This window comes from Sporomusa sp. (genome assembly GCF_035561155.1).
Taxonomy (GTDB): domain Bacteria; phylum Bacillota; class Negativicutes; order Sporomusales; family Sporomusaceae; genus Sporomusa.
In genome coordinates, this window is record NZ_DATMYD010000146.1 from 64631 (window position 1) to 84935 (window position 20305).

At 43.5% G+C, this 20305-nt stretch carries 20 protein-coding genes and 1 tRNA gene; 19 read left to right on the plus strand and 2 right to left on the minus strand.

The window, feature by feature from the left end:
* Positions 1–14 precede the first annotated feature (14 nt).
* The 14 genes from VN447_RS19480 to VN447_RS19545 all read left to right on the plus strand — a co-directional run bounded on the left by VN447_RS19480 (position 15) and on the right by VN447_RS19545 (position 14471).
* Entirely contained in the window at positions 15–1322 is a 1308-nt protein-coding gene (locus tag VN447_RS19480; RefSeq protein ID WP_325527422.1) for a DUF512 domain-containing protein, read from the plus strand.
* 26 nt (positions 1323–1348) lie between these two features.
* Positions 1349–1882: a cob(I)yrinic acid a,c-diamide adenosyltransferase gene (cobO, locus tag VN447_RS19485; RefSeq protein WP_325527424.1), complete on the plus strand. Its 534-nt coding sequence runs from the start codon at positions 1349–1351 to the stop codon at positions 1880–1882.
* 21 nt (positions 1883–1903) lie between these two features.
* On the plus strand, positions 1904–3229 hold the full coding sequence (gene der, locus VN447_RS19490; protein WP_325527426.1) for a ribosome biogenesis GTPase Der: 1326 nt from the start codon (positions 1904–1906) through the stop codon (positions 3227–3229).
* A gap of 21 nt (positions 3230–3250) precedes the next feature.
* A complete protein-coding gene (gene plsY, locus VN447_RS19495; protein ID WP_325527428.1) occupies positions 3251–3871 on the plus strand; it encodes a glycerol-3-phosphate 1-O-acyltransferase PlsY in 621 nt (206 codons plus the stop codon).
* An 11-nt stretch (positions 3872–3882) separates the two neighbouring features.
* Positions 3883–4911: an NAD(P)H-dependent glycerol-3-phosphate dehydrogenase gene (locus VN447_RS19500; RefSeq protein WP_325527430.1), complete on the plus strand. Its 1029-nt coding sequence runs from the start codon at positions 3883–3885 to the stop codon at positions 4909–4911.
* 149 nt (positions 4912–5060) lie between these two features.
* Positions 5061–6539, plus strand: coding sequence for a stage IV sporulation protein A (spoIVA, locus tag VN447_RS19505; protein WP_325527432.1), 1479 nt, complete (start codon positions 5061–5063; stop codon positions 6537–6539).
* A gap of 152 nt (positions 6540–6691) precedes the next feature.
* On the plus strand, positions 6692–7141 hold the full coding sequence (locus tag VN447_RS19510) for an ACT domain-containing protein (RefSeq protein WP_084575084.1): 450 nt from the start codon (positions 6692–6694) through the stop codon (positions 7139–7141).
* 12 nt (positions 7142–7153) lie between these two features.
* Positions 7154–8446 carry a homoserine dehydrogenase gene (locus VN447_RS19515; RefSeq protein ID WP_325527436.1) on the plus strand — a complete coding sequence of 431 codons (1293 nt, stop codon included), beginning with the start codon at positions 7154–7156 and terminating at the stop codon, positions 8444–8446.
* A 21-nt stretch (positions 8447–8467) separates the two neighbouring features.
* Positions 8468–9373 carry a homoserine kinase gene (thrB, locus tag VN447_RS19520; RefSeq protein ID WP_325527438.1) on the plus strand — a complete coding sequence of 302 codons (906 nt, stop codon included), beginning with the start codon at positions 8468–8470 and terminating at the stop codon, positions 9371–9373.
* A 170-nt stretch (positions 9374–9543) separates the two neighbouring features.
* Entirely contained in the window at positions 9544–10002 is a 459-nt protein-coding gene (locus VN447_RS19525; RefSeq protein ID WP_325527440.1) for a RidA family protein, read from the plus strand.
* 59 nt (positions 10003–10061) lie between these two features.
* Positions 10062–11462, plus strand: coding sequence for a hypothetical protein (locus VN447_RS19530; RefSeq protein WP_325527442.1), 1401 nt, complete (start codon positions 10062–10064; stop codon positions 11460–11462).
* 23 nt (positions 11463–11485) lie between these two features.
* The gene (locus VN447_RS19535; protein WP_325527444.1) at positions 11486–12784 is read left to right on the plus strand and encodes an FAD-dependent oxidoreductase; all 1299 of its coding nucleotides are present in this window, start codon (positions 11486–11488) and stop codon (positions 12782–12784) included.
* Entirely contained in the window at positions 12775–14154 is a 1380-nt protein-coding gene (locus VN447_RS19540) for a hypothetical protein (RefSeq protein ID WP_325527446.1), read from the plus strand. The genes VN447_RS19535 and VN447_RS19540 overlap by 10 nt, the downstream gene beginning before the upstream one ends.
* A 240-nt stretch (positions 14155–14394) precedes the next feature.
* A tRNA-Pro gene (locus tag VN447_RS19545) sits at positions 14395–14471 on the plus strand.
* 155 nt (positions 14472–14626) lie between these two features.
* On the opposite strand, the gene VN447_RS19550 is transcribed toward VN447_RS19545, so the two are convergent.
* Positions 14627–15829, minus strand: a complete 1203-nt coding sequence (locus VN447_RS19550; protein ID WP_325527448.1) for a tyrosine-type recombinase/integrase — start codon at positions 15827–15829, stop codon at positions 14627–14629.
* 206 nt (positions 15830–16035) lie between these two features.
* Between VN447_RS19550 and VN447_RS19555 the strand changes: the two genes are divergently transcribed.
* Complete coding sequence (locus VN447_RS19555; protein ID WP_325527450.1) at positions 16036–16857, plus strand: hypothetical protein; 822 nt, start codon at positions 16036–16038, stop codon at positions 16855–16857.
* Positions 16858–16874: 17 nt separating this feature from the next.
* Here VN447_RS19555 and VN447_RS19560 read toward each other — a convergent pair whose 3' ends face one another.
* Complete coding sequence (locus VN447_RS19560) at positions 16875–17063, minus strand: helix-turn-helix transcriptional regulator (RefSeq protein ID WP_325527452.1); 189 nt, start codon at positions 17061–17063, stop codon at positions 16875–16877.
* 202 nt (positions 17064–17265) lie between these two features.
* Here VN447_RS19560 and VN447_RS19565 point away from each other — a divergent pair, with 202 nt between their 5' ends.
* From VN447_RS19565 to VN447_RS19580, 4 genes are all read left to right on the plus strand, one after another.
* Positions 17266–17490, plus strand: coding sequence for a hypothetical protein (locus VN447_RS19565; RefSeq protein WP_325527454.1), 225 nt, complete (start codon positions 17266–17268; stop codon positions 17488–17490).
* Positions 17491–17695: 205 nt separating this feature from the next.
* Entirely contained in the window at positions 17696–17863 is a 168-nt protein-coding gene (locus VN447_RS19570) for a hypothetical protein (RefSeq protein WP_325527456.1), read from the plus strand.
* A 39-nt stretch (positions 17864–17902) separates the two neighbouring features.
* Positions 17903–18799, plus strand: coding sequence for a hypothetical protein (locus VN447_RS19575; RefSeq protein ID WP_325527458.1), 897 nt, complete (start codon positions 17903–17905; stop codon positions 18797–18799).
* 302 nt (positions 18800–19101) lie between these two features.
* Entirely contained in the window at positions 19102–19506 is a 405-nt protein-coding gene (locus tag VN447_RS19580) for a hypothetical protein (protein WP_325527460.1), read from the plus strand.
* Positions 19507–20305 lie beyond the last annotated feature (799 nt).

The window sequence follows — 20305 nt, forward strand, 5'->3', positions numbered from 1 at the left end:
AAGGGGGGAATACTTTGACTTATAAAGGGATCATATCAAATGTTAAACCTGACAGTATTGGCGCTGAAATAGGCCTTGTGTCCGGAGACCGGCTGCTTGAGGTCAACGGGGAGGCTGTTCAAGATATTATTGACCTCAGCTTTGCGCTGGCAGAGGAAGAGATTGAATTGCTGATTGAACGGACTTCGGGCGAACAGGAACTGATTGCCCTGGAAAAAGAGTATGATGAAGATCTGGGGCTGGAGTTTGAAAGCGCAGTATTTGACAAAGTACGGCAGTGTGCCAACAAATGTATCTTTTGTTTTGTTGACCAGATGCCGGCTGGAATGCGTGATAGTTTGTATATCAAAGACGATGATTATCGTCTGTCCTTTTTATACGGTAATTTTGTCACACTGTCCAATCTGGGGCCGCGGGACCTCAGCCGTATTGCCAGACTGCACCTATCGCCGCTCTATGTCTCGGTACATACTACAAATGGCGAGCTTAGGGAGAAAATGCTGGGCGGCAAGCAGGCTGGCAAGATTATGGAACAACTAAACGAGCTGGTAGACAAAGGCATTGACCTGCATACCCAAGTTGTCTTATGTCCAGGATTTAATGATGGTGAGGAACTGGAAAAAACTATTAATGATTTATACGCTATGTATCCGTCAGTTCTGTCACTGGCCATTGTCCCTGTCGGACTTACCCGTTACCGTGACAACTGCCACCCGTTAACAACGTTTTCCAATGAAGCGGCCAATCAGGTCATTAAACTTGTTCATAAATGGCAGAATAAATGCCGTAAGGAAAACCAGGAATCCTTTGTTTATCTGGCTGATGAATTTTATCTGGCCGCAGGTCAGGAAATCCCCAGCTATGAATGCTATGACGGGTTTCCTCAACTGGAAAACGGTGTCGGTATTGTCCGTACTTTCCTCTCAGAATGGGAGGAGCAGTCAGTCGCCTGCACAGGTTATGCTGAACCACATTATATTGACGTTATCTGCGGCGTGTCAGCAGAAAAAATCCTAACACCGTTGTTAGCCAAACTGGCTATTCCAAATCTTAACGTGCGGGTCGTTTCTGTAGAAAACAAGTTTTTTGGCTGTGATGTGACAGTCACCGGCCTCTTGACCGGCGACGATATTACTGAAACTTTACGACAGCTTCCCGGTCCTCGCACCGGTATTATTGTGCCAGGCGTGGCACTCAGAAAAGGGGAGCATGTTTTTCTTGACAATACCACGCCGGAAACAATTGCCGTCGAGCTGGGTGTGCCGGTACGTACCGCCTATTTTGCCCAGGATTTAAAGGAACTACTGGCGGCATGGCGGTAATAAGAAAACCGTGAGGAGGGTCTAATTTGAGTAAGCAGAATAACCTTGGTTTAATTCAAGTATATACTGGCAACGGTAAAGGAAAAACTACTGCTAGCTTAGGTCTGGCTTTTCGCGCCTCCGGCCATGGGTTCAAAGTGTGCATGATTCAGTTTATGAAAAAGAATGACGACTACGGCGAGGTAAAAGCTGCCCGCAATCTGCCTAATTTCAAGCTCATGCAGGTTGGCCGCGAGGCGTTCGTCGACTTGGCAAACCCCGAGAGCATTGATTATAAACTGGCTGAAGAAGGCTGGGAGTTGGCCAAGTCGGTCATGTTGTCAGGGCAATACGACATCGTTATTTTAGATGAGATTAATGTGGCTATGGCGGCAAAATTACTGGATGCTTCCATTGTGGCCGCCTTCTTACAGGCCAAGAAAAACAGTACAGAGGTTATTTTGACAGGCCGATATGCTCCGGCTGAAATAACAGCTATCGCACATCTGGTTACCGAGATGCAAGATATTAAACATCCAATTACTATTGGAATCCCGGCACGTCAGGGTATAGATTTTTAGAAATATACAAGGTGGTATTCGATGAGTAAACCAATTGTTGCAATTGTTGGCCGTCCTAATGTCGGCAAATCAACCATATTCAATTATATCGGCCGGAACCGGTTATCTATTGTTGAAGATATGCCAGGCGTTACCCGTGACCGCATCTATATGGATGCCGAATGGTTGGGCCGTAATTTTACCATGATTGATACTGGCGGTATCGAATTCGAAACAAATGACAAAATTCTTACAGCCATGCGTAATCAGGCAAAACTGGCTATTGATGAGGCTGATGCTATCATGTTTATTGTTGATGGCAGAACTGGCCTAACCTCAGCTGACAACGAAGTAGCCGTTATTCTGCGCAACACTAGAAAGCCTGTGCTGCTGGTGGTAAACAAAGTTGATAACATGAAAAATGAAGCTGATATTTACGAGTTTTATAATCTGGGTTTAGGCGACCCTATTGCTATTTCAGCCACTAATGCGCTGAATATAGGCGACATGCTTGACCGGCTGATAGAAAACCTGCCTGAAGAACATGTTGAAACTGAAGAGAATGATCAGATTAAGGTGGCCGTGATCGGTCGTCCTAATGTCGGCAAGTCCTCCCTGGTCAATTCCATTATTGGAGAGGAACGGGTTATTGTCAGCGACATTCCAGGTACTACCAGGGATGCAATTGACACTCATTTTACTAAAGACGGTCAATCCTATGTGATGATTGATACAGCTGGAATGCGGCGCAAAGCTAAGGTTGACATGCCGGTTGAGCGGTATAGCGTCATCCGCTCGCTGCGGGCTGTTGATCGCTGTGATGTTGTGCTCATGGTTATTAACGCCGAAGAGGGCGTGACAGAACAAGATAAAAAAATTGCCGGTTATGCCCATGAGGCAGGCAAAGCCAGCATTATTGTAGTTAACAAATGGGACCTGATTGAAAAAGACGGTAAAACCTCTCTTAAATTTACCGAAACCATTCGCGAAGAATTAGGCTTTATGCAGTACTCGCCGGTGTTGTTTACTTCAGCACTTACCAAACAGCGTGTTCACCGGGTAACTGAGCTTGTCAAATATGTCGCTGACCAACACACTATGCGGGTATCAACAAGTGTGCTTAACCAAGTCATTGAAGACGCGACAGCCATCAATCCGCCGCCTTCAGACCGTGGCAGACGACTCAAGATCTATTTCACTACCCAGCCTGATGTTAAACCGCCTACTTTTATTTTCTTCGTCAATGATCCTGAAATAATGCATTTTTCCTATTTGCGCTTTCTTGAAAACAGATTAAGAGAATCTTTTGGTTTCGAAGGAACTCCACTCAAACTGGTTGTTCGCGGACGTAAAGAAAAAGATGAGTAAACTGATTGAGGGAGTGGGAGAATGGAGTATGTGCTGGTTATTGTCGCCAGCTACCTAGTTGGTTCAATTCCGAACGGCCTGATTATTGGTCAGAAGTTTTATAAGGTTGATTTAAGGCAGTTTGGCAGTAAAAATATTGGCGCAACCAACGCGTACAGAACACTGGGCCCCTGGCCTGCCTTCTGGGTGTTTTTAACAGACGCCCTTAAGGGCGTGGCCGGGGTGCTCATAGGCCAATATATTGGTGGGACAGCGCTGGCCCAATTGACCGGAGGCATCGGAGCTATCGCCGGTCATAACTGGTCAGTATTCCTCATGTTTAAAGGCGGACGCGGCGTGGCCACCGGGCTGGGCGTTATTGCTATGATTGCGCCCACGGTGACGCTCATTGTTTTTGCTATATGGGCAATTATTGTATATTTTACCCGGTATGTTTCACTGGCATCTATCGTGGCAGCCGCCCTGGTACCAATCTCGATGTGGCTGCTCAACGCCAGAGAGGAATTTTTCTATTTTGGCATATTGGCCGCCTTGTTTGTCATCGTGAGACACCGCCCTAACATTGAACGCCTCTTAAAAGGAGAGGAGCCAAAAATCAAAGCCGGTGGCCAACCCGACCCTGGTTCCACGAAAGAGAAGTGACAGTTACAAAAATGCAAATAGCAGTTATTGGCGCTGGCAGCTGGGGCACAGCCCTGGCGGCCGTTTTGGGTCAGAAACACCAGTCTGTTGTGCTCTGGGTGCGGTCACCTGAGTTGTCCGGCCAAATAGAGGCAACCCGCGAAAATGCAAATTACCTACCTTGCTGCAAATTACCGCAGTCTGTTGCCATTACCCATAAGTTGGGCGAGGCTGCGAGCGGTGCAGCTTTAATTGTGCTGGCAACCCCATCTCATGCTATACGCCAAACAGCAGCGGAGCTAGCTCCGTATATCGGGGCAGAGAGTGTCATTGTCAGCGCGGCTAAAGGCTTGGAGTTAGCCAGTGTTAAACGTATGTCTGAGATTATTGCTGAAGAGCTGCCGGTAATCGCCGGACAGATAGCTGTACTGTCTGGTCCCAATCATGCCGAAGAAGTGGCATTACGTCATCCGACGGCCACTGTAGCTGCAGCACAATCACGAAAAGTTGCTGAGTATGTTCAGGATACATTTATGCTGCCATATTTCCGCGTTTATACCAACCCCGATATTATTGGCGTTGAATTAGCCGGAGCGCTTAAGAACATTATTGCGCTTGGTGCAGGAATTGCTGATGGGTTAGGGTTTGGCGACAATGCAAAATCCGCGCTTATGACGCGCGGACTGGCTGAAATTGCCCGGTTGGGGATGGCCATGGGTGCCAATCCGCTGACGTTTGCAGGTTTAGCTGGTATAGGCGACCTGATTGCCACCTGTACCAGTGTCCACAGCCGCAACCGGCGGGCCGGTATCATGCTGGCGAAAGGTAAAACGGTGGACCAAATCCAGGCCGAAACATCGATGGTGGTGGAAGGCATTCGAGCTACTATGGCAGCCCATCAATTAGCCGCTCAATATGATGTCGACATGCCCATAACAGATCAAATACATCAAGTACTGTATCAAAATAAGTCTCCCAAAGACGCAGTTCTTGAGCTCATGACCCGCAGCCGGACGCACGAGGTTGAGGAAGTTGCACTTAACCATTTGCACTGGAGCTAAATAAAACTTGGCATAAAAAAGTATGGTGACTAATAAAGTAATGTATAGTTACTTTTAAGTTACCATACTTTTTTTTATTTTGTAATATTTGGAGTGGCCTGTCATATATTTATAATGACAACTACCGTAATCAGGGAGGGAAACGCCAGATGGAAAAATTCGACCTGTTTAGAGATATCGCCGAACGTACTGGTGGAGATATCTATATTGGTGTAGTCGGCCCAGTTCGGACTGGTAAATCGACGTTTATTAAGCGTTTTATGGAGACCATGGTATTACCCAATATTGCTAACCCCTATGACAAAGAACGCGCCAAAGATGAACTGCCGCAAAGTGCCGGCGGTAAGACCATTATGACAACTGAGCCTAAGTTCATCCCCAACGAAGCTGTAGAAATCAATGTTAAAGACAATGTTAATGTCAGAGTGCGAGTCGTAGACTGTGTCGGTTATACGGTCGAGGGCGCACTGGGCTATCAAGAAGAAGACGGCCCCCGTATGGTGCTCACACCCTGGTTCGAGAATGAAATTCCGTTTCAGGAAGCAGCTGAAGTCGGTACACGCAAAGTCATTGCCGAGCATTCAACCATCGGTTTAGTGATCACCACTGACGGTTCAGTGACCGACCTTGCCCGGGATAAATACATTCCGGCTGAAGAACGGGTTATCCGTGAGCTCAAAGAGCTGCAAAAACCATTCTTGGTAATTTTAAATACCAGCAAACCTAATTCCAAAGAAACGCGGGAACTTGTGGCTAAACTAGAGGGCGAGTACGATGTTCCGGTGATTCCGGTTGACTGCGCCCAACTGTCCCATGACGATATCTACGGTATCTTGCAGGAAGTACTGTACGAATTCCCCGTTAAAGAGGTTAATATTACACTGCCGAAGTGGGTAGAAGAACTAGATAAAGAACACTGGTTGCGCCAAAAATTTGAAGGCGCTGTCAGCGATGTTGTTCAGTATATTCGTCGCCTGCGGGATATTGACCGGGCAATTGATGATTTGTCAGGCTATGACTTTGTTGCTGACGTTATTCTTCATGACATGGACCTCGGCAGCGGTATTGCCGTTATAGAAATGACCGCTCGGGGTGATCTTTTCTACAGTGTCCTGGAAGAACTAACAGGTTTCACCATTGCCGGCGAGCATCACCTCCTGCGGCTCATGAAGGATTTGTCTGTGGCTAAGCGCCAATATGACAAAATCTCAGCTGCTCTTGAAGACGTCGAACAAACCGGATATGGCATCGTGCCGCCGCAACTTGACGAAATGATTCTGGAAGAACCAGAAATCATTCGTACCGGCAACCGTTTTGGCGTAAAACTTAAGGCTTCAGCACCGTCTTTACATATTATCCGAACTGACGTTCAAGCCGAAATCTCGCCGATTATTGGTACTGAAAAACAAAGCGAAGAATTAATTCAATACCTGATGCGTGAATTTGAAGGCGAACCGGAAAAAATCTGGCGTACTAACCTGTTTGGCAAATCTTTGAATGAACTTGTCCGCGAAGGCATTCAGAATAAACTAACAAGCATGCCTGAAAACGCACAAATTAAACTAAAAGATACGCTCCAGAAGATCGTTAACGAAGGTAGTGGCGGACTAATATGTATCATTTTTTAAGAAATGCAGCATTTCGCAGCAGTTTTAAGGTCAGTCTGTAAAGGACTGACTAATTTTTTTGTATTTTTGCTTGTAATCCCCGCCAAAGTGATGTTATAATGTCTACCATATACAGATATCCATCCGCAACAGCAGTACCGAGGAGGGGAAGCATGGTTACAGGCCAAAAAGCTGTTTTTTATCTAGTTCGGGAAGAAATTTTACCCGAAGCGATTAAAAAAACAATTAAAGTAAAAGAGTTGTTAAAACGTGGTGAAGCAAGAACAATTAATGAAGCAGTAGAAAAAATGGAATTAAGCCGTAGTGCCTACTATAAATATAAGGACTATGTTTTTCCGTTTTATGAAGCCAGTAAAGAAAAGATTGTTACACTTGCTTTACTGCTTGAACACAAATCAGGTGTACTGTCACGTGTATTAAACACTATCGCTAATGAGCGTGGCAGCGTATTGACAATTAATCAGGGGATTCCACTTCAAGGAGTGGCCAATGCTACCATTTCGATTGAAACAGCCGATTTGGCGATTGATTTGGAAGCTATGCTTGACAAACTAAGAATGGTAGATGGCGTGAAAAGGCTGGAAGTTTTGGGGCAGGCTTAGGAGGGGAGAACTATGAGTGCCATTAATATTGCTTTATTGGGAATGGGTACTGTCGGTACCGGTGTTATTAGAATATTAGCGAATAATGCCCGCAATATTGAACAAAAAGTGGGCGCTCCAGTAGTTATTAAAAAGATACTTGTAAGAAATCCTGACAAAGCCAGAAACATACTAACAGACGCCGAGATAGTCACAAATTTTGACGAGATACTTAATGATCCTGACATAAAGATTGTTGCTGAGGTCATGGGTGGCGAAATGCCGTCTAAGGACTATATGTTGGCTGCGCTAAAAGCCGGCAAGCATGTAGTGACTGCTAATAAAGATGTTGTGGCCAAATATGGTCGGGAGTTATTTGAAGCTGCCGAGGCAAACCATACAGATTTTCTGTTTGAAGCCAGCGTGGGCGGTGGTATTCCCATAATTCGCCCGCTTAAACAATGTCTAGCCTCTAATCAGATTACTGAAATTATGGGCATTGTTAACGGAACTACCAACTATATGCTCACCAAGATGACCAATGAAAAGATGGACTATGCTGACGTACTGGCCGAAGCTCAGGCCAAAGGTTATGCTGAATCTGATCCGACAGCCGATGTCGGCGGTTTTGATGCCGCCCGCAAGCTTGCCATCTTAGCGTCAATTGGCTTTGGTGCCCGGGTTACGCTGGATGATGTTCATGTTGAAGGCATAACAAATATCGCCATCGAAGATATCGAGTACGCGCGAGAACTTGGTTTTATCATCAAGTTACTGGCGATTGCCAAGCAGGACGAGCGCGGCATTAATGTCCGGGTGCACCCGGCCTTCCTGCCGACCAGCCATCCGCTGGCTTCGGTAAACGATGTATTTAATGCCATATTTGTTAAGGGTGACGCTGTAGGCGAAACAATGTTCTACGGACGCGGGGCCGGCGAATTGCCAACTGCCAGCGCCGTTACCGCCGATATCATCGATGTGGCACGTGACATTCGCCACAATGTCAGTAGTCGAATCCTATGCACCTGCTTTGAGCACAAACATATTTATCCTGTCAGCAATACGGAATCACCGTATTATATTAGATTACTTGTCGAAGATAAGCCTGGCGTACTGGCGGCCATTGCCGGCGCGTTTGGTGCCCAACAAGTTAGCCTGCATTCGGTTATTCAAAAACGTAAAGTAGAGCGTTCCACAGAGCTTGTCTTGATCACTTACCGGGTATCTGATGAAAACATTCGTCTGGCCATGAACACCTTACTTGGCATGTCGGTAGTAAGTAAAGTAGGCAATGTAATCAGAGTGGAAGCAGAACAAATTTCATAAGGGTCAGAAGGTGGCGATACCATGGCAAATACCGTGAAAATCCGCGTGCCGGGAACAACCGCCAATTGCGGCCCGGGGTTTGACGCGGTTGGCATAGCATGTACAATATATAACGATCTTGAACTTACCTTGAGTGACAAAAGCGGCATATCCTTGGACGTAACCGGCGAGGGGGCCGGGGCAATACCGGCTGATGGATCGAATGTTGCCGTTAAGGCCATTCAAATGGTTCTCGCCAAAACCGGTTGTAAAATGAACGGCATTAAACTTAAAATGATCAACAATATTCCGCTGGCGCGAGGGTTGGGCAGTAGCGCAGCTGCTATCGTTGGCGGGTTAGTGGCGGCCAATGAACTTACCGGCAACACACTTACCAAAGAGGCCATTCTAGATATGGCGACCGCCATTGAAGGCCATCCTGACAATGTTGCTCCAGCCATCTTTGGGGGCATCACTGTCAGCATTATGGATAGCGGAAGTGCTAAATATCTACGCTTCCTGCCGCCTAAGGACTTTTCCATGGTGGCTGTAATTCCTGAGTTTAACCTGTCCACCAAGGCCGCCCGCAAGGTGCTGCCTGAGTCAGTACCGTTTGCTGATGCAGTATTTAATGTCAGCCGTACTGCGCTCTTAATCGGTTCCCTATGCACTGGCGAACTGAAACTACTGGCTCCTGCACTGGAAGATAGGCTGCATCAGCCGTACCGCGAACAACTTATTCCAGGTATGGCGCAAGTACTGGCCGTTGCTCGCCAAGCAGGTGCTTTAGGCGCGGCGCTGAGCGGCGCCGGACCGTGTCTGTTGGCCTTTACAGCCGACAATTCTGATGAGATAGGGAAGGCAATGGTCAAAGCTTTTAATATTCATAAAGTGGAAGCGAGATATCAGATCTTAGACATTGATAGTCAAGGTGCTATAATCGTCTAACTATAGCACCCAATATATAATTCTAAAAGGAAAACCCTGTTTGCAATTGCTGCAAGCAGGGTTTTCCTTTTACATATTTGCGATATTTTACGGGACAATATAAAAGAATTGCGCATTAACTCCATTAAGTTACTATCGGTTAATACACTAAGAATTTAGGAGGAATATGTTTGAGCTACGAAATAAAAGTAAAAGAACTGGGTATTACCGTGCCGGATGCGCCAAAACCTGTGGCGGCTTATGTTGCTGCTGTTAAAGATGGTAACTATGTGTATACCTCAGGGCAACTCCCATTTGTAGCGGGTGAATTGAAATTTAAAGGTAAGCTTGGTAAAGACTTTACAGTAGAAGAGGGCTATGAGGCTGCAAAAATTTGTGCGATTAACTGTCTCGCTGCAATCAAAGGTCAAATTGGCTCGCTTGACAATATTGAAAAAGTGGTAAAAATCGTTGGCTTTGTTAGCAGTGCACCAGGGTTCCATGACCAGCCTAAAGTAATTAATGGTGCCTCAGAACTGATCGGCGCCATTTTGGGTAAAGCAGGCGAACACGCGCGTTCTGCTGTTGGTGTCGCCGAACTGCCGCTAAACGCTGCCGTTGAAGTCGAAATGATTGTTAAAGTTAAGTAAATACCTGCTGTTAACATCAAATTCAAACAGATCTACACAAACTAAGGGGATGCAAGAAGATGTCAACACACAAATTTAAATTCCAAATGTATCGCGCGCTCCAGCAAAATATCCCCAATATTTATGCTGATGCCTGTAAGGCTGCTGATGAGATCAACATCCCTAAAGATCTTAGAGGTAAGTTTGGTTTAACCGGTGCTATTGCTGGCTGCCCGGCTCCCCTTCGGAATGATAGAGAAGTAATTCCACTAGCCAACCTTGTTGACGACATCCGCGAATTAGTTAAATCTGTGTACGGCGATGAATTTGATGCCTGCCCGGTCTCAACTTGTGGAGCAGGTCTTTGGGTAACTTTTGACAGCTTATTCAGCCCTCCAATGATGGGCCGCGGGGACAACTACCGGGCTCGCTACATTGCTCCCTATGAAAAACATTTACATCACCAAGGCTCTTATGGCCGTCCGTTCCCTGCCCGGTTTAAAGACATATTTGGCGATCGCGGCACTACAGCCGGCGAACTTGGTTTCTACGGTAAGCGCCAAAACAACCTTGATACTGTAATTGTACCGTTGGCTGGGGCACGCTATGACGTACATGGCATCAAATATTACCCCGTACCGCTCTTAACAGGGGTTGACCCGGAAGAATCTGTCGATATTTTAAGCCAACATGCCAGCATTCATGCTCCATTCTTAACCGGTATTACCAGCCTTGGCTACGAAACTCCCGGCTATGGCTACGCCGTAAAGGATAAAGAGGGCACACCAATTCTTCAAAAATATCTTGCTGATCTGGCCCATTCTTATGACATTCCTTATGTCATTAACAACGCCTGGGGCCTGCCGTTCATAGGATGTAACCCGCTAAAAAATGGCGCTGACGTAATCATCTATAGCATGGACAAAGCCACAGGCGCTGCCACCGGCGGCCTCATCATCGGTAAAGAGGAATATATGGTGCCCATTCACCGCGCCATGTGTGCCCACGGCGATACCGCTTCTTATGGTAAAGCAGCGCTTCTCTCGCAAATTCAGGCTCTCAAAATACTGCGGGACACCCCAAAAGTCCTTACTGATCCTGTTGACGCACTCGAAAGAATAGTTATAGAGGAGTTTGATAAGATTAATCTCTCCGCGCGTCTTAAGGATGGAATCATGATTTCTAAATCGTATAATTCTACCGCCGTTGAAGTTAATTATGAGAAAACTTGGGACGGCGACGAAATGGGTATTCCTATTTTCTCGATTGAAGATATGTATGCCGGAAGCAACATCTTCCAAGCAGGTATGGCGCAAATGGGTATTATCCCGACTGTCGCCTATGACGGAAACATCTGCATTTCCCCAGGCCTTGCCACCGTTGATAGTAAAAATCGCCTTATAGAAGATGTTACCCGTTATGCGATCAAGGGCTTAGTGCGCTTGATTGAGATCACCTGCCGTTACGCTGGCATAGCTTAATTAAAATAGGGGAGGAATCTCTAGTGGCTAGAGTAGTTGTCATTGGTGGCGGCTGGGCTGGTTGCAGCGCAGCTGTAGCAGCAAAAAAAGCCGGCGCTGGCGAAGTAATTTTATTAGAACGCACAGATATGCTCCTCGGCACAGGTTTAGTTGGCGGTATTATGCGCAATAATGGCCGGTTTACAGCTACTGAAGAAGCCTATGCGATGGGTGGTGGCGATTTATTTGACGCTGTTGAAGAGTCTACCCGGCATCGGAATATCGAATTCCCCGGCCACAAACACGTCACCTTATATGATGTAGCTAAGATTGAACCAGCCGTCAGACGGGTCCTGGACCGTCTGGGTGTCAAGTACAACCTGATAGCGCGTGTCCGTGATATTACCGTCGGCAGCTCTAAGATCAAGTCAGTTATTACTGATAGTGACGACGAAATATATGGCGACGTATTCGTCGAGACCACCGGCACGGCGGGGCCCCAAAGTCAGTGTAGCAAATATGGCAATGGCTGCGTCATGTGCATCATCCGCTGCCCGTCATTTGGCCCGCGAATCAGTGTTGCTGCACGCGCTGGAGTACAGGAAATGATTGGCCGTAAGGCCGACGGTTCCTATGCTGCGATGAGTGGTTCGTGTAAATTGCACAAAGAGTCCCTGTCTGAACAAATTGCCAAAGAACTTAACTCTAAGGGCGTTGTCGTTGTACCCATCCCGGAAGAACTCAAAAAGGCTGAATCGCTGTCAATAAAAGCCTGTCAGCAATATGCCCTGAAAGAGTTTGCCGACAATGTTATCCTGCTTGATACTGGTCATGCCAAGCTTATGTCGCCATACTATCCGCTGGATAAGTTGCGAAAAATCCCGGGTTTTGAAAACGCTCGGTTTGAAGATCCATACGCCGGCAGCATAGGCAATTCAATGCGTTTTACCGCACTTTCGCCGCGTGACAATGCACTCAAAGTACAGGGTATCGATAACCTGTTCTGTGCTGGTGAAAAAGCCGGTCTCCTGGTTGGACATACCGAAGCCATTGTCACAGGTACTTTGGCCGGTCATAACGCCGTTCGCCATGTGTTTGGCAAACAACAGCTGATTTTGCCTGAAACACTGGCTACCGGTGACGCTATCGCCCATGTTAGAGAACAAATGCAAACAGAAGAGGGACTGAAACTCAAATATACCTTCTCAGGTGCTCAATACTTTAAGCGCATGCAGGAAAAAGGCCTATATACTACCGATGTTCAGGCCATTAAAGACCGGGTTGAAAAAGCCGGCTTAACGGACGTGTATGCCCGCTGTGTTAAGGAAGCTACATGTCAGTAACGCTAACGACCGCTCACTGGCTATTTCTCTTCTGGGTCGGTGTAGTAATTATCGTTATGGCGTTCCGCAAAGATCCGCTAGTACCATGCCTGTTAGGCTTACTTACAGTCGGCTGGCTATTTAAGAATAGCTTCATCGGCGGAGTCACCAGTGTGTATAACGCATTAATTGTGGCAGGCAGCGAGTTTTGGGGGATCATTGTTATTATCTCAATCATTGTAGCCCTGTCCAAACTACTTAGTGAGACCGGAGCCGACTATCTGATCATGAGTCCTGCTGCCCGGCTTATGATTAATGCTGATATTGCCTTCTGGGTTATTGGTATTGCCATGATGCTTGCCTCCTGGTTCTTCTGGCCGTCACCGGCAACAGCACTCATCGGCGCCATTATGTTCCCCGTGGCAGTAAGAGCCGGCCTACCGGCCATTGGTGCCGCTATGTCCATGAACTTATTTGGTCATGGCATCGCCCTATCTACAGATTACATTATTCAAGGCGCACCAACCATTACAGCCAAGGCTGCAGGTTTTACTAATTCGAGCCCCGTTATTAAAGCCAGTATACCACTAGCACTGACCATGGGCCTTGTGACTACCATAGCCGCATATATCATGATTAAAAAAGATATGCGTAAAAGCCCCGAAGGCTTGTCTGATAAACGCGAAATCAGTGTAGGCAAAGAAGTAAAAAGGGAGATCACTGGCATATCATATTGCCTGGCTGTAGTAACCCCGCTGGCATTTGCCCTTGACGTAGCTGTCATGTGGGTATTACAGCTACGTGGTGGCGATGCTACGGCTCTTTTAGGTGGTACAGCTGTTCTCATTCTGGCGGTTGGCACCATGTTTACATACGGCTGGGAAGGTTTGGAGAAGATTACCGGATTCGTCAGAGACGGTTTTATGTTTGGTATCAGAATCTTTGCTCCTGTCGTCATCATCGGTGGTTTTTTCTTTCTCGGCAAAGGAGAACTTGCCCAAAGTATTTTAAGTGATAAAACAGCCACTGGCTTTCTCGAAGATTTTGGTGTAGCTTTGTCACAGACCGTGCCGCTCAATAAAGTGTTTGTCGCTCTGGTTAGCCTGGCAACAGGCATTCTTGTCGGTCTCGACGGTTCCGGATTTTCACCACTGCCCTTAGTCGGCAGTGTTGCTGCAACGTTTGGCAAGGCAGGCTTTGATACGGCTACGTTAGCGGCACTCGGACAAATTGCCGGCGTATGGACTGGTGGCGGTACCATTATCCCTTGGGGTTTAATCCCGGTTGCGGCCATCACTGGTGTCAATCCGATTGACCTTGCCCGAAAAAACTTTATACCTGTAGTACTAGGATTTGCAGCAACCACGATTGTTGCAATATTGCTATTGTAATTAGACCAAACTAATAAGAAGATATCATATAGCAAAAAAGGTGATACCCGGTATCACTTTTTTTGCTCCATTATCCCGCCAAGGAGAAACATATAAATGACACGGTTCAGACAAGAAAATAGTAGTTTCCATAAAGAAAAAACTAATAAGTATTGACAACTCTCCGTAAATTCGGTAAAATATATTTTGTCAGTCAGGCACAACATTAAATTGTTGTACATACCTGAAAGGCAAAATTGTCGGGGCGTAGCTCAGCTTGGTAGAGCGCTACCTTGGGGTGGTAGAGGCCGCACGTTCAAGTCGTGTCGCTCCGACCAAGTAAATATAGGAAATACACGGGTTCTATGGGTAAACTCCATAGAATTTCTTAATTTATATGTACAGTATATGTACTGCAAAAACTAATATTAATTTCTGTACAGCAACATGAAAGGACTCACTTAGGTATTATCCTGTGAGTCCTTTTTTGCGTTTATATCGGCAGTATATCATTCATTTTATCTGCAATTGCCTTTTGTCTACCTGGGAGTATTTGACCATAATTAGAAAGTGTTGTCTTTGGATCGCTGTGACCAAGAGCCTGTTGCACTTCATTGACATATGCACCTTTAGTTAATAAATGGGTGGCAAAGGTGTGTCGCATATCATGAACTTTTCGTTTTTCTACTCCTGCACTAGTTAATACTTTGTCAAAGTTTCTAGCAAAGTTTCTAGGGTGGTAATGCTTGCCGTTCGCTTGACGAATCACCAAATTATTATCCATGCCTAAATTATAATACTTCTCAACGTCCTCTGCACATTTTGCCTCTTGTTTATCTTTATGTTTCTTTAGTTCATCCAGAACCTTATCAGGAATACCGACTTGCCTCATGGAGTTGTCAGTCTTAAGACTATCAATGATTTCAACGCCACCAGTAACAGGAACCAGCTGCCTATGTATATTAGCTATACCTGTTGAGAAATCTATGTCTTGCCACTGTAAAGCCAATAATTCACCACGTCTTAACCCTGTTGATATATCAAGTAATATTGCAGCATACATAGGGGAGTCCTTGGCTACTTCAAGAGTTTTTAGTATTTCATCTTGCGTCATGGGTTTAATCACTGGTTTTTGCATTGGAGGTAACGTAACTTTTTGAGCAGGATTCTTTGCTAATAGTTCCCGGTCTATTCCATAGTCAAAAGCTTGCTTGAGCATAAATTTCACCTTACGTAGAGAGGCAGGGGCAAGCGGTTTTAGTTTTTTAGGTTGCCCATTTTTATCGGTAGAAGTTCCACCGTTTTTCTGTAGATGGGATATTAGTCTTTCAATGTCAGTCTCGGTTATCTTTTGTAATTGGATATTGCCTATAATCGGTTTAATATAAAATTCAAGGTAGTTACTATAGACCTTAAGAGTGCTAGGAGATATGTCGCGTTTAGTAGTTAACCAATTATGTAAGAAGTCGTTAATATTAGCCCCTGTGAATCTCAAATCTATCTGCTTTTGATTGTCTAGCATTATCTGATTCTTGCGCTTTTGAAAGTCGCGTTTTAGTTCCTCGACTTTGGAATAGTATGTCTTTTTTGAACCGTCCGACAACACAAGGTCAAACGCGTAAATAAAGTATTCTGTGCCGTCAGCTTTTTTACGTTTTCTCTTATATATAGGACATTCGCCTTTTCCCCTTGCCATTACCAACACCTACCTTTATTTGTTAATTTAATTGTACAGTAAAAAGTGGTAGAGGTCAATAGTGAAAAGGGGATTATTTAGGCTTTATATTTGTAGGATTATTGAATTTCATTGAATTTTCAATTATACTATTGATTAATAGGTTGATCTAAAGCAGATAATATGTCTGCTTTTTATTTTGTCTTTTGAAAAGAGGGTTGGAAAGAATGTTAAGTATTGATGAATATATTGCTCGCAGAAAAGAAGAAGATAATCTTAATGAGTTTGATACTAAAGCACGTATGGAAAACACTAGGCTCTGCGTTAACTATGTATTTGAGTACTTTAATAACTTTATAGATATTAAAGATGTCGATAAAAAAACGAAACTACATCAAGAGAAGTTAGACAAATACCAACTCCAATTCAAAGACTATAAACCAGATGTACAAGAGTGGCTTGTTAATATTTATTCTGAGTATAACATTCAAATAAACATACGGATAAAGAACATTTGTAAAGAAAATAGTTACTTTTATTTATTTGATGACGATAGTGAATTCAGAAGTCTTGCATATGAATGTCAAGCGCGCCTTGTGAAAAAGTGTCCATTCCTTGCAGATCAAGCAGAGATGATTTTTAAATTTATAAAAGACTACTATAAAGACAATAGCGAACGTCACGCAAGGAATTCAGGTAAATACATTTGTGAAAGTATTGACCATTGGATTAATGATACTTGGGAATATTATCAAGTTAGTATTGAAGCATTTGTATACGAATGGATACAACGTTTCTCAAACAATAGCAATCTTTGGCCGCCTACGCATAAAAAGAGGAGTCTATATGAATGGCAAGAGTATGCTTACGATTATAGGCAGAAAAGTAATTTGTTTGGTATTGATTCATTATATAGTAAAATGCCTAAAAAACCTTATACCAAGGGAAAGAAACAAGCTTTTGAAGCATTAATATTGAGACGATGGGTATACTGTGATGAAGCGTATTGGAATGAATACGCGAGAAAAGTCTTGCCCACTCTTGAATAAGTTATAGCAGCCTGCATTTATTTTAGTTTCCATGTGATATCATACCCTAAAACATCAAGAATTTTTTCAACATCATAATACTTCATTGAATCCCGACTCAATTTATTGTGTAATGCTCGACTCGACCAATTCAGCCGTATAGCTAATTCTTCAATAGTTATGCCTTGGTTGTCTAATAGCGGTTTAATACGTTCCTTAATTGTCATGATATACACGTCCTTTTCGCAATTATTTAATATATATAATACCACGAAAACGTGTGATAATTAAAGAGTTTTTGAGATAATGGAACATAAGTTCTCTAAAAGATGTAATATAGGAATTTTTTTGCTTTGATACACACGAAAACGTGTGGTATTATTTAAACATAGCAACACACAAAAACGTGTGAAGAGGAGAGATGCACAAATGGAAAATAAAACAAATGGTAATTTCTACGTCAACTGGCTACAATCCGAAAATGGGGAAGATGTTGATCACTTAGAACACTTCGATAGCTTCCCTAAAGCTGAACGATTTGCAACGCAGGAATTACCTGCAGAACGAGTGATCGCGAATTCGATTATTATTATTGAGGCTGCTAAAGTTTATCAAGTCAAACTACATACGGAACTTTGGGAAGCGAAGGTTTAAGTGAATACATTGGGTAATCTCTTGTAAATCATATGTAAATCATAGGTTGGCTTTTATAGCTGGCCTTATTTTTTGTCTTGAATTGTAATAGTTAGCCCAATATAAGTATATTTTGAAGGGGATTTGAGAAAGTTACTGCAAAGAAGCAATTTAAGCATTTTCAAAGTATAACTATATATAACTATAAAAGAAGAGGAATAAACATATGACTAACATTGACACACAACTTAAGGGTAAGAAAAAGAAGTCTCCAAAGAAGAAAAGCGTCTATAAGTTTATTGAATTAAATCAACCATCGCCCGAAGCTATTGATGCCTTACATAAATGTATGTATAATACCATTAAGCAAAGCAGAACCGCAGGGAAACATTGATTCCTGCGGTCTTTTTGTTTTATTACGAAAGATCCATTAATGCGCAACTCCGCAGTCTTCCCTTCACTCACCGTATTCTACGACAGTTCTACCTATTGGTTAGCAGATGGTTTTCACCGTATATTTGCAGCGGTCATCGCAGATTTATCTGAAGTCGAAGCTAATGTTCTCCCTGGTGGTAGGCGTGAGGCAATCTTACATTCCGTAGGAGCAAACGCTTGTCATGGTTTGCAAAGGAAATCCGCAGATAAACGTAAGTCGGTTATAATGATGCTTGAGTTAGCCGAAAAAGATAAAATTGATGGCGTTAAACAATGGACTCAAAATGATATCGCTAAACAATGCTGTGTGTCTCCAGATACGGTTAGTAGAATCAAAAAGGAGTTATCTATCCGATTCGGAGAGATAGATCAGCAGGAACCTAAAGAAGAACTTGTGCAAGTAAATCGCGGCAACTCTACATATACAATGAAAGTCGATAACATCGGTAAAACCAAAGTCCCAACATCGGATAACCTTGCAGACCTCAAAGATCGTGCCAAAGAAAGAGCGCAAGATGAAACCTTAAGACATACTCCTAATGAACATGATATTGATATAGCTAATGAAAATGCTTGCAATATGACTGAAGCGCAAACCCAAGCTATTACCGATGAAGAACCTATGGAAATAACTGAAGATACCTTTAATGATTCATTTGAGGAAGTCTACAGTGGTGATGTTATGCTATCGTCTGAAGTATTTTCTATAGAGGTCATTCCTAAGACTGTGTTGCCAATGGTAGAGAAACTCAGGAATATATGTAATGTACATAATATTGAACATTGGAGGCCAGAAGAGGCAAAACAGAGACAGTTAGCGAATCTTAAGCAAGGCTCAAGTATTCCCGATGAGTCCCCATGGAACCCAACGGGAAACAACCACAGGAAGAACTAATGAAATTGTAGCTGGGCTTATGGGAGTTTCAGAAGCATCAGTTAAAAGGGCATCCAGTGTAATTAATAATGGTACACAAGAACTTATATCCGCAGTAGACAATGGTGATGTGTCTGTAAGAGCAGCGGAGCAAATATCTTAGGTTCAATCACAGGAATAATTACGTCAGGGCAAAACGCCTTGGCTATTTTTTTGTTTATTGTACATAATAACAAATATAATCTGGCAATATTTCCATTTTTATGGAAGGTAAAAGGAAGTTTATGCCGAAAGAATACTAAAAATGTATGGAGGTTACTTAAATGAGAATTATTATTTGTTTGTTGCTTCTATTATCCTTGGCTTTACCTGTAGGAGCAGAACCACGGAATATACTTATTGATACAGTCGATAGTACTAGTGTTTACTTAGACACTCAAACGGTAAAAATTGTACAACCTAAAATATTTGATGTATGGATTGAACTTAGGAACAGTAACGAATCTGACTATGATGTTTTACACTGGCAATTCGACTTTGACAATAAGAAGGTCAAGCAGTTGTTTACTGCCGTTTATGATTCTAACGGTCATATAAAGAGCAGTACATCTGTAGACAAACCTTGGCAGGACATAATCCCTAATTCCAATGCTGAACACTGGCTAAGGCAGGTTATGGATTTTGTAGTAAAGAATCAGGATGAAGTATTTAAGCGTAGCGGTTTATAGAATTAGGGCTAATACAATCACTGCGCTCAATATACTTTAGTCCGAAAACGACACTAATTAATTATGTTTTAGAGAAATTATGAAAGATTAAAGATATTACTAAAGCTATATGCGTAAATTTTTAACTAAAAGTGACTTATATAAAGCAGATGGGGCCTTTACTTTTTCTTTATAAATCCCACTATAGTAGAACTGCAACTTTTCCTTAGTAAAAGTGACTTATGTATAAGATTAAGGTTGACAAAAGTTAACTAAAAGCCACTTATATAAGGGGATTTCTTGTCTGAAAACCTAAGTATATCCCACTATAGTAGAACTGCATAATTTTCTTCGTTAATCCCACTATATATACAGAAGTGCTTATAAGATCACCACAGACTATTAATGTAAGGGTGATTTTTGATTGTCTAAAATAGTCAGTTAAAGTGACTTATATGGAGAACTTCTTGTGTAAGATGCTTAGTTAATCCGACTATATACGAGAGGTTATTTTTGTATCGTTGTAAAGTAATAGGGTGTAGAGTCACCACAGTATATTAATAAGAGTAAATATTTGTTTTTCGTTCGGACATCATCACCTGCCCTAACGAGAATAGGCATGCAGCCGGGAGCTTTTCCTGGTTGCTATTTTTTTTGACTATCAGTTAACGTTCGTTAAATGTAAGCGTCAAAGTAACGCCACATAGTTTGCGCCCCTGAGAACTGAGATAATGTTTGTAAGGGGGTATCAATCATGGAAACAAAGGTAAAACAAACACGCCGAAGCTATTGCGCCACAGAAAAAACAGCGTTGCTGGAA

What these genes read in the sequence shown, in the direction of transcription:
- plsY (WP_325527428.1), top strand. Translation starts at nt 3,251, where the DNA reads ATGGAGTATGTGCTGGTTATTGTCGCCAGCTACCTAGTTGGTTCAATT.
- VN447_RS19555 (WP_325527450.1), top strand. Translation starts at nt 16,036, where the DNA reads ATGTTAAGTATTGATGAATATATTGCTCGCAGAAAAGAAGAAGATAAT.
- spoIVA (WP_325527432.1), top strand. Translation starts at nt 5,061, where the DNA reads ATGGAAAAATTCGACCTGTTTAGAGATATCGCCGAACGTACTGGTGGA.
- VN447_RS19550 (WP_325527448.1), bottom strand. Translation starts at nt 15,829, where the DNA reads ATGGCAAGGGGAAAAGGCGAATGTCCTATATATAAGAGAAAACGTAAA.
- VN447_RS19560 (WP_325527452.1), bottom strand. Translation starts at nt 17,063, where the DNA reads ATGACAATTAAGGAACGTATTAAACCGCTATTAGACAACCAAGGCATA.
- VN447_RS19500 (WP_325527430.1), top strand. Translation starts at nt 3,883, where the DNA reads ATGCAAATAGCAGTTATTGGCGCTGGCAGCTGGGGCACAGCCCTGGCG.
- VN447_RS19565 (WP_325527454.1), top strand. Translation starts at nt 17,266, where the DNA reads ATGGAAAATAAAACAAATGGTAATTTCTACGTCAACTGGCTACAATCC.
- VN447_RS19515 (WP_325527436.1), top strand. Translation starts at nt 7,154, where the DNA reads ATGAGTGCCATTAATATTGCTTTATTGGGAATGGGTACTGTCGGTACC.
- VN447_RS19575 (WP_325527458.1), top strand. Translation starts at nt 17,903, where the DNA reads ATGCGCAACTCCGCAGTCTTCCCTTCACTCACCGTATTCTACGACAGT.
- VN447_RS19530 (WP_325527442.1), top strand. Translation starts at nt 10,062, where the DNA reads ATGTCAACACACAAATTTAAATTCCAAATGTATCGCGCGCTCCAGCAA.
- VN447_RS19570 (WP_325527456.1), top strand. Translation starts at nt 17,696, where the DNA reads ATGACTAACATTGACACACAACTTAAGGGTAAGAAAAAGAAGTCTCCA.
- thrB (WP_325527438.1), top strand. Translation starts at nt 8,468, where the DNA reads ATGGCAAATACCGTGAAAATCCGCGTGCCGGGAACAACCGCCAATTGC.
- VN447_RS19510 (WP_084575084.1), top strand. Translation starts at nt 6,692, where the DNA reads ATGGTTACAGGCCAAAAAGCTGTTTTTTATCTAGTTCGGGAAGAAATT.
- der (WP_325527426.1), top strand. Translation starts at nt 1,904, where the DNA reads ATGAGTAAACCAATTGTTGCAATTGTTGGCCGTCCTAATGTCGGCAAA.
- VN447_RS19540 (WP_325527446.1), top strand. Translation starts at nt 12,775, where the DNA reads ATGTCAGTAACGCTAACGACCGCTCACTGGCTATTTCTCTTCTGGGTC.
- VN447_RS19580 (WP_325527460.1), top strand. Translation starts at nt 19,102, where the DNA reads ATGAGAATTATTATTTGTTTGTTGCTTCTATTATCCTTGGCTTTACCT.